This window comes from Campylobacter concisus (assembly GCF_002913765.1).
GTDB classification, from domain to species: domain Bacteria; phylum Campylobacterota; class Campylobacteria; order Campylobacterales; family Campylobacteraceae; genus Campylobacter_A; species Campylobacter_A concisus_BB.
On sequence record NZ_PPCH01000025.1, the window covers coordinates 415,818 to 430,236 of the forward strand.

General features: G+C 41.3%; 17 protein-coding genes. 16 read left to right on the plus strand and 1 reads right to left on the minus strand.

Annotated elements, in window-relative coordinates:
- Nucleotides 1-2: 2 nt before the first annotated feature.
- The 16 genes from CYO89_RS08905 to CYO89_RS08980 are packed head-to-tail and all read left to right on the plus strand — an operon-like array spanning nt 3 to nt 13,113.
- Complete coding sequence (locus CYO89_RS08905) at nt 3-380, plus strand: hypothetical protein (RefSeq protein ID WP_012140388.1); 378 nt, start codon at nt 3-5, stop codon at nt 378-380.
- A complete protein-coding gene (locus CYO89_RS08910) occupies nt 367-1,533 on the plus strand; it encodes a beta-ketoacyl synthase N-terminal-like domain-containing protein (RefSeq protein ID WP_103598007.1) in 1,167 nt (388 codons plus the stop codon). Before CYO89_RS08905 ends, CYO89_RS08910 begins: the two co-directional genes overlap by 14 nt.
- Nucleotides 1,530-1,973, plus strand: coding sequence for a thioester dehydrase (locus tag CYO89_RS08915; protein WP_103598008.1), 444 nt, complete (start codon nt 1,530-1,532; stop codon nt 1,971-1,973). Before CYO89_RS08910 ends, CYO89_RS08915 begins: the two co-directional genes overlap by 4 nt.
- The gene (gene fabG, locus CYO89_RS08920) at nt 1,966-2,685 is read left to right on the plus strand and encodes a 3-oxoacyl-ACP reductase FabG (protein WP_103598009.1); all 720 of its coding nucleotides are present in this window, start codon (nt 1,966-1,968) and stop codon (nt 2,683-2,685) included. The genes CYO89_RS08915 and fabG overlap by 8 nt, the downstream gene beginning before the upstream one ends.
- Nucleotides 2,685-3,938, plus strand: a complete 1,254-nt coding sequence (locus CYO89_RS08925) for a beta-ketoacyl-ACP synthase (protein ID WP_103598063.1) — start codon at nt 2,685-2,687, stop codon at nt 3,936-3,938. Before fabG ends, CYO89_RS08925 begins: the two co-directional genes overlap by 1 nt.
- A gap of 12 nt (nt 3,939-3,950) precedes the next feature.
- Nucleotides 3,951-4,367, plus strand: coding sequence for a hypothetical protein (locus CYO89_RS08930; protein ID WP_012140384.1), 417 nt, complete (start codon nt 3,951-3,953; stop codon nt 4,365-4,367).
- Nucleotides 4,367-5,035 carry a beta-ketoacyl synthase chain length factor gene (locus CYO89_RS08935; protein ID WP_103598010.1) on the plus strand — a complete coding sequence of 223 codons (669 nt, stop codon included), beginning with the start codon at nt 4,367-4,369 and terminating at the stop codon, nt 5,033-5,035. Before CYO89_RS08930 ends, CYO89_RS08935 begins: the two co-directional genes overlap by 1 nt.
- A complete protein-coding gene (locus tag CYO89_RS08940; RefSeq protein WP_258032557.1) occupies nt 4,971-5,771 on the plus strand; it encodes a lysophospholipid acyltransferase family protein in 801 nt (266 codons plus the stop codon). Before CYO89_RS08935 ends, CYO89_RS08940 begins: the two co-directional genes overlap by 65 nt.
- A complete protein-coding gene (locus CYO89_RS08945; RefSeq protein ID WP_012140381.1) occupies nt 5,755-6,012 on the plus strand; it encodes a phosphopantetheine-binding protein in 258 nt (85 codons plus the stop codon). The genes CYO89_RS08940 and CYO89_RS08945 overlap by 17 nt, the downstream gene beginning before the upstream one ends.
- A 2-nt stretch (nt 6,013-6,014) precedes the next feature.
- Nucleotides 6,015-6,260, plus strand: coding sequence for an acyl carrier protein (locus CYO89_RS08950; protein ID WP_103573561.1), 246 nt, complete (start codon nt 6,015-6,017; stop codon nt 6,258-6,260).
- A complete protein-coding gene (locus tag CYO89_RS08955) occupies nt 6,250-6,795 on the plus strand; it encodes a hypothetical protein (RefSeq protein ID WP_103598012.1) in 546 nt (181 codons plus the stop codon). The genes CYO89_RS08950 and CYO89_RS08955 overlap by 11 nt, the downstream gene beginning before the upstream one ends.
- Nucleotides 6,785-8,341, plus strand: coding sequence for an AMP-binding protein (locus CYO89_RS08960; protein ID WP_103598013.1), 1,557 nt, complete (start codon nt 6,785-6,787; stop codon nt 8,339-8,341). The genes CYO89_RS08955 and CYO89_RS08960 overlap by 11 nt, the downstream gene beginning before the upstream one ends.
- Nucleotides 8,338-9,948, plus strand: coding sequence for a glycosyltransferase family 2 protein (locus tag CYO89_RS08965; protein WP_103598014.1), 1,611 nt, complete (start codon nt 8,338-8,340; stop codon nt 9,946-9,948). Before CYO89_RS08960 ends, CYO89_RS08965 begins: the two co-directional genes overlap by 4 nt.
- Entirely contained in the window at nt 9,945-10,373 is a 429-nt protein-coding gene (locus CYO89_RS08970; protein WP_103598015.1) for an acyl-CoA thioesterase, read from the plus strand. The genes CYO89_RS08965 and CYO89_RS08970 overlap by 4 nt, the downstream gene beginning before the upstream one ends.
- Nucleotides 10,370-10,888, plus strand: a complete 519-nt coding sequence (locus CYO89_RS08975; RefSeq protein ID WP_103598016.1) for a LolA family protein — start codon at nt 10,370-10,372, stop codon at nt 10,886-10,888. The genes CYO89_RS08970 and CYO89_RS08975 overlap by 4 nt, the downstream gene beginning before the upstream one ends.
- On the plus strand, nt 10,885-13,113 hold the full coding sequence (locus CYO89_RS08980; RefSeq protein ID WP_103598017.1) for a hypothetical protein: 2,229 nt from the start codon (nt 10,885-10,887) through the stop codon (nt 13,111-13,113). Before CYO89_RS08975 ends, CYO89_RS08980 begins: the two co-directional genes overlap by 4 nt.
- Nucleotides 13,114-13,163: 50 nt before the next feature.
- On the opposite strand, the gene CYO89_RS08985 is transcribed toward CYO89_RS08980, so the two are convergent.
- The gene (locus CYO89_RS08985; protein ID WP_103598018.1) at nt 13,164-14,414 is read right to left on the minus strand and encodes a pectate lyase family protein; all 1,251 of its coding nucleotides are present in this window, start codon (nt 14,412-14,414) and stop codon (nt 13,164-13,166) included.
- Nucleotides 14,415-14,419: the final 5 nt, after the last annotated feature.

Below are 14,419 nucleotides of genomic sequence, written 5' to 3' on the forward strand. Positions count from 1 at the left end.
AAGTGCTTGTAAAAAAGATAGCTATGATCCTTGCGGTAACGCTTCTAGCTCTTGGATGTGCGAAGAAATTTGATACGCCAAAGCTGGCGGATTTTAGCTTAAAGGCATTTAAGGTCAGTTCGTCAAAAGGGCCGCTAATGCTCTATGTGCAAAATATCGAAAATGAGTATAAATTTAGCCTAGTAAATGCACTTGGAGCGCCAGAAGCTAGGCGAGTTTTAAAGGACGGCACGTTTGCAAATTTGGGCTTCCTACCGCCAAATAGCGCCTACAATGAGCTTTTTATCAAGGTGCTTGAGATGATAAAAGATGAAAAAAATGAGCAAAAATTTATGATAGATGATCAAATTTATGAGGTAAAAAGCGTTGATATACGTTAGCAAACCAGCCATTATCAGCGCCGCAGGTAGCAGTAGTGATGAAAATTTAAGCTCGCTTTTAAGCGGCAAGAGATTTTTAAGTAAAAGCTGCGAATTTCACCCACAAAATGAGTTTTTGGTGGGTAAATTTAACAGCACTTTGCCTAGCTTTTCAAGCAAAACTAAAGAGCACTTCAAAACTCGCACCAACGCCTTGCTTTTAAACACGATGCTTGAGATTGATGAGGAGATAAAAAGAGCGATCAAAAAATATGGCAAAAGCCGAGTGGGAGTAGTTCTTGGCACTACAACAAGCGGCGTCGAGGAGAATTTCGAACCATTTAAAGGCTATATCGCGACTGGATTTTTTGATAAAAGCAGGTTTGGCATAAACAGAAACTGCCTTGCAAATGTGGCCGAGTTTGTTAGCGACTTTTACGAGCTTAGCGGCCCAAGCTACTGCGTATCGACTGCGTGTACTTCAGGCGTCAAGGCGGTCATAGAAGCAAAAAGGCTAATTGAAAGCGAGCTTTGTGACGCGGTTATTTGTGGCGGCGTCGATAGCCTAAATACGCTTACGATAAATGGCTTTAACTCGCTTAGCATCCTAAGTAGCGCCCCAAGTCAGGCATTTTCTAAAAACAGAGAGGGGATAAATATCGGCGAGGGAGCTGGGCTATTTTTGCTAAGCCGCGATGAAATTTCAAACGTCGCAGTCGCTAGCTCAGCCTCAAACTGCGATGCTTTTCACATGACGCAGCCTGATTTTAGTGCCAAAATGGCGGTAAATTGCATAGAGGGCGCGCTAAAAAGAGCTGGCATGTGCGGCGTGGACTATGTAAATTTGCATGGCACCGGCACGCAGGCGAATGACAAAATGGAGGCAAAAGCTGTAAATTTAACGCTTGGCGCCACTTTTGCTAGCACGATAAAGCCACAGATCGGTCACACGCTTGGCGCTGCTGGAGCAATAGAAAGCGCCATTTGCGCCATGCTTTGCATGGAGGAAAATAGCACCTTGCCGCCACACGTCTATGACGGCGAGTATGATGAGAGCTTGGAGGCTATAAATTTAGTAAAAAGTGGCACGAAATTTGACGTAAAAACAGCGATGTCGCTATCTTTTGCCTTTGGCGGAGATAATGCCGCGATAATATTTAAAAGAGTGAGATGATGATAAGTGATTATTTGCCGCATAGCAGCGCCATAACCCTGATCGATGAAATTTTAGAATTTATCCCTTGTGAGAGCATAAAAGTAAGAAGCGTGATAAATGAGCAAAACCCCTTTTTAGAAGAGGGGAGATTTCACACGCAAAAGGCGATAGAGATGATGGCTCAAAGTCTTGGGATTTACGACTCAAAGATGCGTGAGCTAAGGGGCGAAAAGGCGATATTTGGCTTTTTGCTTGGCAGTAGAAAATTTGAAATTTTTAGACCATATTTTAAAGTGGGCGATGAGATAGTGATCATTTCAAAGTGCTCGATCCAAGATGAGAGTGGATTTGGCGTTTATGACAGCGAGCTTTTTGTAAATGGCGAGCTTGGCGCAAGGGCGGTTTTAAACGTGATGAGTCCTGATGAAGAATTTGTAAAAAAGGCACTTAGTGAGTAAGAGAGTATTGATAACTGGATCAAGTAGAGGCATAGGAGCTAGCATTGCTAAGCGCCTTACTAATGAATACGAAGTGGTGCTTCATGCAAGAAGTAAGAGCGATGAGCTTTTAAAGATGGCTAGTGAGCTTGGGGCTAAATTTATGACATTTGACGTGGCTGACACTGCTGCGGCTAAAGAAGCTATAGAGGCCGACATGGAGGCAAATGGCGTCTATTACGGCGTTATTTTAAACGCTGGCATAACAAGGGATAATACCTTTGTGGGGCTAAGCGACGAAGAGTGGTTTGACGTGATAGATGTAAATTTAAATGGCTTTTACAACGTCCTAAGGCCAGCACTAATGCCCATGATAAGGGCTAGAAAGCCAGCTAGGATAGTTACGCTAAGCTCTGTTTCAGGGGTTATTGGTAACAGAGGTCAGGTGAATTACTCAGCTAGCAAAGCTGGCATCATAGGAGCTAGCAAAGCCCTTGCAGTCGAGCTTGCCAGCAGGGGCATAACAGTAAACTGCGTAGCGCCTGGGCTTATAAAGACAGATATGAGCGAAGAAATTTTAAATAGCGACTTCTTAGACGAAGTGCTAAAGGCCATACCTGCAAAAAGAGCTGGCGAGGCAGATGAGGTGGCAGGACTTGTTAAATTTCTACTAAGTGGCGAGGCTAGCTACATCACAAGGCAGGTTATCGGCGTAAATGGAGGACTTTGCTAATGCGTGTATTTGTCACAGGTATCGGTGCAGTCAGTGCTTTTGGCAACAGCTGGGAGGAGATGAGGGCTAAATTTCTTGAGGGCAAAAACGCCGTGAGATATATGAGCGAGTGGGAGGGCTATAAGGAGCTAAACACACGCCTAGCAGCACCCATCATAGACTACAAACACCCACAGGAGTGGGACAGAAAACAGCTAAGAAGCCTTGGTAAGGTCTCATGTTATAGCGTACACGCAGCTGGACTTGCTTTAAAAGACGCTGGCTTGCTAAATGGCGAAGGCTTGCAGGCTACAAATTTAGACCCAAGCGTGCAAGACGGTAGAATGGGCGTGGCAAGTGGCTCAAGCACTGGTAGCACCGACTCTATCCTTGACATGGCAAAGCTAGTTTTGGACATGGATAGCGGCTTTAACGCAAATACCTACATAAAAATGATGCCTCACACCACAGCGGCAAATATCGCGCTATTTTACTCGCTAAAAGGGCGCATCATCCCTACATCTTCGGCATGTACGAGCGGCTCACACGCCATTGGCTACGCTTATGAGAGCATAAAAAATGGCAGTATAGATATGATGCTAGCTGGCGGGGCTGAGGAGCTTTGCGTGAGCGAGGCATACGTCTTTGACAAGCTCTACGCGACTAGTGTCAAAAACCACGCGCCAAATTTGACACCAACGCCATTTGAAAAAGATAGAGATGGCTTGGTGCTTGGCGAGGGAGCTGGATTTTTAGTGCTTGAAAGCGAAGAGAGCGCCTTAAAAAGGGGGGCTAAAATTTACGCTGAGGTCGTTGGCTTTGGCTCTACGTGTGACGGCACGCACATCACTAGACCACAAAGTACTACGATGAAAGCGGCGATGAGCCTAGCACTCCGCGCGGCAAAACTAGAGCCAAAAAGCATAGGCTACGTAAATGCCCACGCCACCGCGACAAAACATGGCGATATAGCTGAAAGTATCGCTACAAACGAGCTTTTTGGAGAGGACATCGCCATTAGCTCGCTTAAAAGCTATCTAGGTCACACGCTTGGCGCTTGTGGCGGGCTAGAGGCGATAGCTAGCATAATGATGATGAGAGAAGAGCTATTTTTCCCAACTATAAATTTAAACGTAACTGATCCTGAGTGTGCAAAGCTAAACTACTTAAAGGAGCCAACGCCAATAAAGACGGACTTTGTGATGAGTAACAACTTTGCATTTGGCGGTGTAAATACATCTTTGATATTTAAAAGAGTAGATAACAAATTTTAAAAAGGATAGAAAATGAAAAGATTAGTTTCATTAGTTGCCGTTTTGGCATTTGCCTCAAGCCTTAGCGCTAGAGATGACGTGAAGTACCACTCACTTGACTTCTTAAATGGCCCAAAGGCTAAAGAATTTTTGCTACCAAACGTTAGCATCAGCTTTGGCACAGGATACACTGGCAAGGTGATCGTAAGAGATCTAACGTCAAACAAAAAGACAAATGGCTTTAACAAAAGCGACGAAGAGGCTTGCCAGATCGCACTTCTCTCTGCTCTAAAGTCATTTCAAGAAAGAGCGGTGAAAGAGGGCGGCACGAAGGTTGTAAATTTGACTGGATATTACAAAAAACAGCCATTTAACTCTAAAACTCAGTTTCAGTGCGGCAGCGGTTCTTTGATGTCTGGCGTCACACTAAGAGGCGACATCGCGAAATAATGAAATTTCAAGTTGATTTTTATGACGCTATAGCTTATGGCGAGATCAGCGAGGATCTGGCTAGATATAAAAAAGAATTTGATCTAGCAAAGATCCCGCCCATGCAAAGAAGAAGGCTAAGTAGTGCCGCAAAGTGCGCTTTTAGCCTGCTTAGTAGTTTTGAGAGCATTGATATGCCAGTCATTTTTAGCTCTTATGAGGGCGAGATAAATCGCTGTTTTGAGCTAGAAACTGCGCTTGCAAAGGCTGAGCCAGTATCGCCAACGTCGTTTTCGCTCTCTGTGCATAACGCTATCTCGTCGCTTCTTAGCATCGAAGCTAAAAATCACAATGAAATTCTAGCCATCTCATCTTTTAGCCCAGTAGAAGACGCGCTGCAAGCTGCGTTTTTAAGGCTAAATGACGGATATGAAAAGGTGCTCATCCTTGCCTATCATGAGTCGATATCGCAGAGCTATTTTGATGAGAAAAAGCCATCATTTATGCTAGCGCTTGTCGTCTCAAAGGCAAAAGATAAGAGAGTTTTAACTCTAAAAAGAGTGGAAAAAGAAGAAGAAATTTCAGAAAATTTACTGCAAAGCTTCATCGTAAATTTTGACCCAAATGAGGCAAAAACGTGGCAAAGTAGCAGTCATTTCGCGTCTTGGAATTTTAGCTATGAGCCTTAAAATTTTAAGAGCTGGATTTTTATTTTTCTTTTTTGCGCTCATTTGCATAAGTGGCGACCTTTTGCTAGTGCCAGTCGTGCTTTTGGGGCTAAATAAATTTAAATTTGTGCAAAATTTATGCCGCGATCTTGTTAGAGTTTCTTGGGGATTTTTTATAAAAGTTACTAAAATTTGTTGGTATCTGGACTATAAATTTGAGCTTACAAAGCTAAATGGCGGTTCAAATTTAGTCATCGCAAACCACCCTTCGCTGCTTGATGTGGTCTTTTTGGTCTCAAAATTTAAAAGGATAAACTGCGTCGTAAAGGGCGAGCTTGGCAAAAATATATTTTTATTTGCGGCTATTAGGGCGTGCAACTACATACCAAACACAAATAACGAGGAATTTTTACAAAAAAGCGTAGATGTTTTAAAAAGCGGCGAAAATTTGCTCATTTTCCCAGAGGGCACGCGCACGAAAGAGGAGATTATCTTTCATAAAGCAGCCGCATACATGGGCATAAAAGGCGCGTCTAACGTGGTTTGTGTGGGTATAAATATGGCTCCAAGAAGCCTTAGAAAAAATGAGCCATGGTACAAAACGCCAGATGAAAAGATAAAGTACGTCTTTAAGGAGCTAAAGAAATTTGAAGTTAGTGAGTTTTTAAAAGATAGGCCAAGTCCCGTAAGGGCTAGGGCGCTACACGAAGAGATAAGTAAAATTTATAAGGAGGAATTTAGTGAAAGAACTAGTTAATGAGATAAAAGAGCTGATCATTACAAGCTTAAATTTAGAGGATATGAAGCCAAGCGATATCGACGAGAACGCACCACTTTTTAGCGAGGGGCTAGGCCTTGACAGCGTCGATGCACTAGAGCTTGGGCTTGCTGTGCAGAAAAAATATGGCCTCGTGCTTGACTCAAAGACAGCAAATTTAAAAGAGATATTCTTTAGTGTATCTTCTCTTGCAAAATACATTTATGAAAATAGGAAATAACGATGAGCGAAGTAGAAATTTTTGAAATTTTAAAGAAGGCTTTGATAGAGCTTTTTGAGATAGACGAGGGCAAGATAAAGCCTGAAACTAGGATATATGAGGACTTGCAGATAGATAGTATAGATGCTATTGATATGATTGATTACATCAAGCGCCAAACTGGTTATAGACTGATGCCAGAGGACTTTAAAAACGTAAAAACGCTTGATGATATCGTAAAAGCCGTAGCAAAGAAATTTGAAGCATAAGATAGTAAAAGTAGCGCTAGTTTTAGCAAGCATCGCCTATCCTTTGGTGCTATTTTTTTGGCAAAAGGGTGCAACTCTTATCTTTTGCGTGCTATGCGCTCTTTGGCTGGCTAGGGCTTATTTTGAAAGCGGTAAAACAAGGCAGGTTTGCTTAGCAGCTGGGCTATTTTTTGCCATCTGCGCTATTTTTAGAAGTGTAAATTTAGCGCTTTTATATCCAAGTATCGTAAGTCTTGGCTTTTTGGCGGTATTTTTTTACAGCTTAAAGGGCGAGGCGGTGATAACTAGGCTTGCTAGGCTAAAAGAGAAAAACATAGATGAAAAGGTCGTTAGCTACACAAGAGGACTAACTAAAATTTGGTGCTGGTTTTTCGTTTTTAACGCAGCTTTTGCCTTTGTTTTGGCGCAGTTTGAGGATAAAATTTACTGGAGCATTTACTGCTCATTTGTATCTTATATCTTGATGGGAGTTTTGTTTTTTGGCGAAATTTTATATCGTAAAATTTTTATTTTAAAGAGGGAAAATGGATTTTAAAAAGAGCCTAAAGGCATTTAAATTTGTGGACATTAGCAAGGACCTTTACGAGTATGCAGCTACTTTTGGGGCAAATTTAAAAGAGAAAAATTTAAGCGAGATAGAAATTTATTTAAGCCAGAGCTTTGACTTTTGTGCAGCTTTTTTTGGAGCGCTTGCGCTTGGCGTAAAACCTATCTTGCTTGCAAAGCCGATATATAGTGGGGATAAATTTGTCATTAATGATGAAAATTTTGGTGATTTTTTAGACTTTAGCAAGAGCATGGAGCTAAAATTTGATCAAAATTCTACATTTTTTCTCCAGACCTCAGGCTCAAGTGGAGCTAGTAAAAATATCCAAAAAAGCCTTGGCGCTATGATAGATGAGGGACTATTTTTAAAAGATGAGCTTGGATTTAATGAGGGGGATAAATTTTTTGCTAGCGTTTCGCACCAGCACATGTTTGGCCTTACATTTAAGATCTTTTTGCCGCTCATCTCTGGCGCAAGGGTCGTTAGCAAGGAGCTAAACTACCCAGAGGCGATCTTTGAACTAGACCTTACAAATTTAACCTTCGTAACAAGCCCAGTCCTGCTTCAAACGCTAGTTTCTAGCCCAAGAGCAGCTGAAATTTCAGGGCTAAAAAACATCATCTGCGCGGGATCTGCACTAAAGAGCGAGCTAAGAGCAAAGATAGAAAGCTTAAGTAGCGCTAGGATAATTGAAATTTATGGTAGCACTGAAACTGGCATAGTTGCTAGAAATTTAGGCGATGAGCTCTTGCTTTTTAGCAAGGTAAAGGCTGGTCTTAGCGAGGACGAGGCGTTAAATGTGAGCTCGCCTTGGTGCGAGTTTTTTCAAACTAGCGACTGGGCGCAGATAGATGGCAGCAGGCTCACGCTAAAAGGCAGGATCGATAGGATCGTTAAGCTAAATGACAAAAGAGTCAATCTAATAAGTATCGAAAATAAGATGTTTGAAAGCGGCCTTTTAAAAGACTGCTACTGCGACACGCATCCAAAATTTAAGCGTCTAGCTGCGCTTTTGGAGCTTAGCCAAGAGGGTGTGAAGCTCTTTAGAGATAGCGGCAAAAAGGGCGTTGTCACAAGGCTAAATGAGCTTTTAAGGCCTGAGTTTAAAAATAGTGTTAGATATTTTAAGATCGTTAGTTCGCTTTGCAAAAATGCTCAGGGCAAGTTTTTAAAGGCAAATTTTAAAGCTCTTTTAGAAAAAAACGAGGAGCTTTCTTGGGAGAAAAGTAGCGAAGATGGCGTTTATAAATTTAAGACAAAGCTTAGCCCAGCACTTGGCATTTTTATGGAGCATTTTCCAAATTTACCGCTTTTGCCTGGCTTTGTGCAGCTTGATTTTGTGTTTAAATTTGCAAGAGAGATTGGCGCAGAAATAGGCGATCAATGTGTGGTGGAGAATTTGAAATTTTTAAAATTTGTAAGGCCAAATGACGAGCTTTGCATAGAAATTTCGCAAAAAGATGAGAAGGTCTATTTTGAGATATTTTGTAATGGCACCAAAAGTGCTGGTGGCAGGATAAAGCTGGGCTTATGAAGACGCTCTTTCTCATACCATTTTACAACCATCCAGAAAAGATCAAAGCCCTTTGTGAGGCGCTTGCAAGATATGATCTGCCCATTTTGATAGTCGATGATGGCTCAGATGAAGCTTCAAAAAAAGCTTTGCTAAATTTGAGCGAATTTGGTGTAGAAATTTTAACTAGAGCGCAAAATGGCGGCAAGGGGGCTGCGCTAAAAGATGGCTTTAGATACGCTTTGCAAAACGGCTACACGCATGCATTTCAGATCGACGCTGACTTTCAGCACGACATAAGCTTGGTAGCGGAGTTTTTAGAGCTTAGTAAAAGATATCCAAATGATCTAATAATGGCTGATCCAATTTACGGCGAAGACGCGCCAAAGTCGAGGTTTTATGGCAGAAAGATCACAAATTTTTGGGTCAAGATCAACACTTTAAATTTTGACATCAAAGACGCGATGTGTGGCTTTAGAATTTATCCGCTAAAAGAGCTTGAGAGTGCGACCCTCCAAAGTAGCTCAAATAGGATGGAATTTGACATGGAGATCTTGGTAAATGCCATAAGATCTGGCGTAGAGATCAAGTGGGTAGCGCTAAAAGTGAGCTACGAAGTTGGCGGCGTTTCGCACTTTAAAATGCTAAAAGATAACGCGCTAATAAGCCTAATGCACGCAAGATATTTTTTTACTTTAGTGCCATTTTTGCTTGGCAAAGCCTTTAAAGGGCAAAAATACGCATGGTGGCAAAAGGGTGAGAGATCAAACGAATTTTTTCTTAGAGTTAGTCTATTTTTAACTAGAAATTTGCCTATATTTCTAATAAAACCTATCGTTATCATCGTCGTTTGCTTTTACTATCTCTTTTCAAAAGTTGAGAGAGAAAATATAAGAGAATTTCTTTTAAACGTAGAAAAATTTAGCGGTAAAAAGCCGGCAACTGGCGTTTTTAGCAACTTTTATGACTTTGGCATAGCAATATGTGATAAATTTCGCATCTGGCAAAATGGCGTGCTTGAAAGCGAGCTAGAGCTTAGTAAATTTAATAGCATCAAAGATGAGTTTGAAGCTTCAAAGCTTGGCAGGATCGTGCTTACAAGCCATCTTGGAAATGTAGAAATTTGCAAGGCACTCTCGCTTAGATCGCCAAATTTTCGCATGATCATCTTGGTTTATAGCAAGGGTAGCGAGAATTTTTATAAAATTTTAGAGCAGATCAGCAAGGGGCAGATCAAACTAATAAGCGTTGAAAAGCTTGATGCGGCTGCGATGATGCAGCTAAAAGAGGCGGTTGAAGATGGCGTAAATATCGGCATAATGGGCGATAGGACGCCGCTTAATGGAGATAAATTTATAAGGCTTAGCTTTCTTGGCAAGGAGGCTAAATTTAACTACGGCCCATACTTGCTAGCTGGCATTTTGGGAGTAAAGATGAGCGCGCTTTGGTGCATAAAAAAGGGTGATAAATTTGATATCGAGCTAAGCGATATCGCTGATGAGATAAAGCTTAGCAGAGACCGCAAGGCAAGCATCCTGCCATACGTGCAAAGCTATGTAAGGCAGCTTGAAGCAAGAGCGTGCAAGAACCCGTCGCAGTGGTTTAACTTTTTTGATTTTTGGAGATGAGAGTGAAAATTTCACACGTTAGCACATTTAAAGTGGCGTTTTTTGACGTTGATAGCATGGAGGTGATGTGGCATGGCAACTACGTCAAGTACCTAGAAATGGCGCGTTGCGAGCTGCTTGACAAGCTAGGATACAACTACATCGCTATGAAAAAAGATGGTTACGCCTTTCCTATCGTAAAGCTTGACGTAAAGTACGTGCGCCCAGCCTTTTTTAACGACGTGATAAAGGTCACAACGACGCTTAGCGAGTGCGAAACGTTTTTGAAATTTCACTACCTTATAGAAAATGAAAAGGGCGAAAAACTAAGCGAGGCAAATACAGCCCAAGCTGTCATAGAGATGAAGAGCTTGCAAACTTGCTTTGAGATGCCAGAAGGCCTAAAAAAGGCGCTTAAAGCCTATAATGAAAAGGAGAAAAGATGAGAAAAATAGCTCTTTTTTTAGCCATTTTTATATCTTGCTTTGGCTATGAGCTGGGTGAGCTTAAAAATATAGTAAAAACAGATAAAGTAAGTGGAAATTTCACGCAGACAAAGAGTCTGGCTGGCTTTAACAAAAGCATAAAAAGCACGGGCGAGTTTAGGCTCGAAAAGGGTGGCCTTTACTGGGACACGCTAGAGCCAGTCGTCTCGAAGGTTTTTATAAACAAAGATGGCATTTTCAAAAACGAAAATGGCAAGCTTGAAAAGACGAGTGCAAATTTTGATGAAAAGCTCTTTCTAGCCATTATTAGCCTCGATGAAAACGAGCTTGTGAAAGAATTTGACATAAAAACAGGCGGCAGTCTAAAAGAGTGGAGCATAGAGCTAATCCCTAAAAATTTACTCTTTAAACAAATTTTTAAATCCATAAAGATAAGTGGCGATAAAGCGGTAAAAAAGATCGAGCTTGACGAGGTAAGCGGCGATAAAACGCTAAATGAGTTTAGTATAAAATGAAAAAATTAGCCACGATCTTGGCTTTTATCTTTGTTTTTTTAGCCTCGCTTGGATATTCGCTTGCGAGCCTAAAAAACGTCCAAACCGATATCTTTTCACTGATAAATTTCAAAGACGCCAAAGAGGCAAAGGTGCTAAAAGAGGTGCAAGATGAGATGGCGTCAAATTTTTTGGTACTTGTAAATTCCAAAGAGCTAGCCAAAAACGTGCAAAGCTTGGCGCTTAAAAGCTTGCTTTTTAAGAGCTTTGAGGCGAACATCGATGTAAATTTAAATGATATAAAAAGTGACATCAACCGCTCAAAGATCGCACTTTTAAGTAGGGGTGATTTAGATCTTTTAAAAAGCGATAAAAACGCCTTTTTCAAAAAACGCGCAGAGGAAATTTTTAACAGCTTTAGCTTTAGGCTTTTAAATGTAAATGATGATTTTTTCTCGCTAAGTAGCGGTTTTAGCGCAAAAAATGGCAACGTAAGCTTAAATTTAACAGATCTCATGCTTGAGGTAAAGGACGGTAAGAAGAGCTTTTTCTTGCTAAAAGGCGAGCTAAAAAAGGGAGCTTCGAGCGAGGGGCTAATAAAATTTTATAACGAGCTAAATGCGCTAAAAGTTGGGCAAAACGAGCTTTTTGTGCATTCAAGTGCGCTTTATCAGGCATTTTCAAAGCAAAAAAACGAGAGCGAGAGCCTTTATATGAGTGTGGTTTCGCTTAGTTTGACCGCTATATTTTTGATGCTTGCTTTTAGAAATTTGCGAATTTTTTATGTGATATTTATCGCTGTATTTGGCTTTAGCGTGGCATTTGCAGGTACTTTGCTCTGCCTAAATGAGCTAAACATCCTTACTATTTTAATAAGCACTAGCCTCATTGGCCTTATGTTTGACTACGTCTTGCACTGGCTTAGCAAAAACGAGGGCGAAGCGATCAGGGCCAGCAGCATAAAAAATATGCTAAAAATTTTCTTGCTAGGCCTACTTATCACGCTTAGTGGCTATCTGGCTTTTACTTTTTCTGATCTTAGGCTGCTTAAAGAAATGGCGCTGTTTTCGGCATTTGCGCTAGTTGGTGCGTTTTTAGCTAGCTACTTTTTTATGCCTTTGGTCTTTGAAGGGGTGAAATTTTATAGATCAAAGGCTTTTGACACGTTTTTAACTAAATTTTGTGATCTCTCAGGCGCAGTTTCAAGGCATTTGGGGGTTAAATTTCTAGCTATCTCACTTATTTTGTTAGCTATTTTTCTTGGTTTTGATCTTAAAAATTTATCAAAAAGCGAAAACGTAAAAGACTACTCAAATATGCCAAAGAGCCTGCTAGCGGACTCTTCTTATATCTTAAGTCTAACTGGCAACAACCAAAACACGATGATAGTGACAAGATCAAGAGGCGACATTTTGGGAGGTGAAAAGAGCCTTTTAGATGAGCTAAAAAAGAGAAATTTGATAAAAGATGAGAGCTCGCTAAGTGATATATTTTTAAGTAAAAGCGAGCAGGCTGAGCTAAAAGAGGCCTTTAAAAAGGCGCTTGATGATGAGCAAATTTACGCGATTTATGAGAAATTTGGCTTTAGCAAAGATGAAGTACGAAGTGAAATTTTAAAGATTTTGGACGAAAAAGAGCTTAGCGTGAGTGAAATTTTGGCTCTAAAATCTATGAAGGATTTTAAGAAATTTATGCTTGATGAAAATGCAAGTGTGGCTTACGCGAGTGGCTTTGTAAAAGGGGCGCAAAGTGATGAGGTGCTAGAGCGCTATAATGCTTTTAGCCTAAATTTTGCTAGCTCGCTAAATGAGAGCCTAACTCAGGCAAAAGAGCTTGCGCTAAAGCTAAAAATAGCAGCGCTCGTGGTCGCGTTTTTACTGCTTTGGTTTTATTTTAGTGCGCTTATCTCGGCACTTGTGATGGGCGTCATCATCTTTGGCGTGCTTCTTACACTCTTTATCTTTGCCGTTTTTGGCGTAAATTTAAGCATTTTTGGCGTATTTGGGCTCATCCTTGCAAGCGCTGTGGGGATTGACTACATGATATTTGCGCTAAATGAGAGCCTTAGCGAAAAAGAGCGAATTTATGGGATATTTTGCGCATTTATCACGAGTTTTATCTCGTTTTTTACGCTCTCGTTTAGCCAGACCGCCGCTCTTAGCGTCTTTGGGCTAAGTGTTAGCCTTTGCGTGCTGATATATGGGCTATGCGCTAGCGTTTTGGCTTGTAAAAATATAAAAATTTAGCTTTGTTTTCACGCCCCAAGCGTTTTGGCTAGCTCGGGGCTTTGGTGATATTATTTTATGACGGCTAGTTTGCCTGTGCCTGCGTTTTGATTTACCTCGTTTTGGACGTTTGAAGCTTCGAGGAGCTCAAATTTATATGGAGGCTCAAATGGTGGTTTGTCTAGCTTTTCGCAAACGCTGCCTTTTTTAGAAAAGTCTATGTTGCCGCTTTCAAAAATGGTGCCTTTGTTACATTTGTAGCTTATCTTGACGCCATTTGTAAAGTAGTTGTTTTGAGCGTATATTAGCGAGCCAAAGCGCACTCCAATGGCGTATTTTTGGTCATAAAAGCCATCTTTTGAGTCATAAAAGTTGTTATAGACGTGCACCTTTGCATTGCGTGCCATAGGTAGGCGTTGCGCGCAGTTGTCAAAAATGTTATGAGCGACCGTTATCGTCCTTGTTTCGCTGCTGCCGTCTGAGTCTCTTGAGCCTATTAGTATCGTTTTGTCGTGGTTTTCAAAGATGTTATGCGAGATCGTGATAGCCGCACTATCCCCCTTGATGTCGCATAGTCCATCATAAGTTTGCCATTTAGTAAGCTCTCCGCCTGCTAAATGCACATGGCTAAGCTCAACAGTATCCTTAAAATGGCAGTGATCTATCCAGATGTTTTTACTTGACTCTATGCTAACGCCGTCATATTGCGCATTAAAGCCGTCATTTTTTTGTATATCTGGAAATGGATCAAAAGCATCTAGGATATTCATGTTTCGGATCGCGATATTTTGGACATTTTTTAGCAAAAGTGAGCCACCTTTTATGCCTGAGTTTTCGCCTAGGCCGATTATCGTGGTGTTGCTAGCTACCGGCACTACGATGAGCTTTTTGTATTCGTTGGCTAAATTTTTGCGAAGCTCTGCTAGCTTTGGATCTTGCGAACCATCTAAATTTGCGCGGCATGAGGCGCCGTAAGCCTGCATAAATTTGGTATAAGAGCTAAACTCACCACCGCTAATCTCGCTTATAAATTTATCTAGCCCATCGCTATTGCCATTTTGCGGGATCTTGCCTTCGCTAAGGTCTATTAGCCCATCCACGTAGATGACGTAGCCGCCCATTTGGGCGTATTTTACGAGTTCTTGTCTATCTTTTACGGTGACTTCTTTACTCTCTTTGCCGGCGTATCCGCCAAAATTTTGCTCCGCGCCAATGCTAGCGTAACCAAAAGGCGAGTCACTTGCTTTTATCTCGCCCGCTTGTGTCTTGGCACCAAATGCAAATAACGCACTAATGGCGAGCAACAATATCTTTTTAAACATTTTTA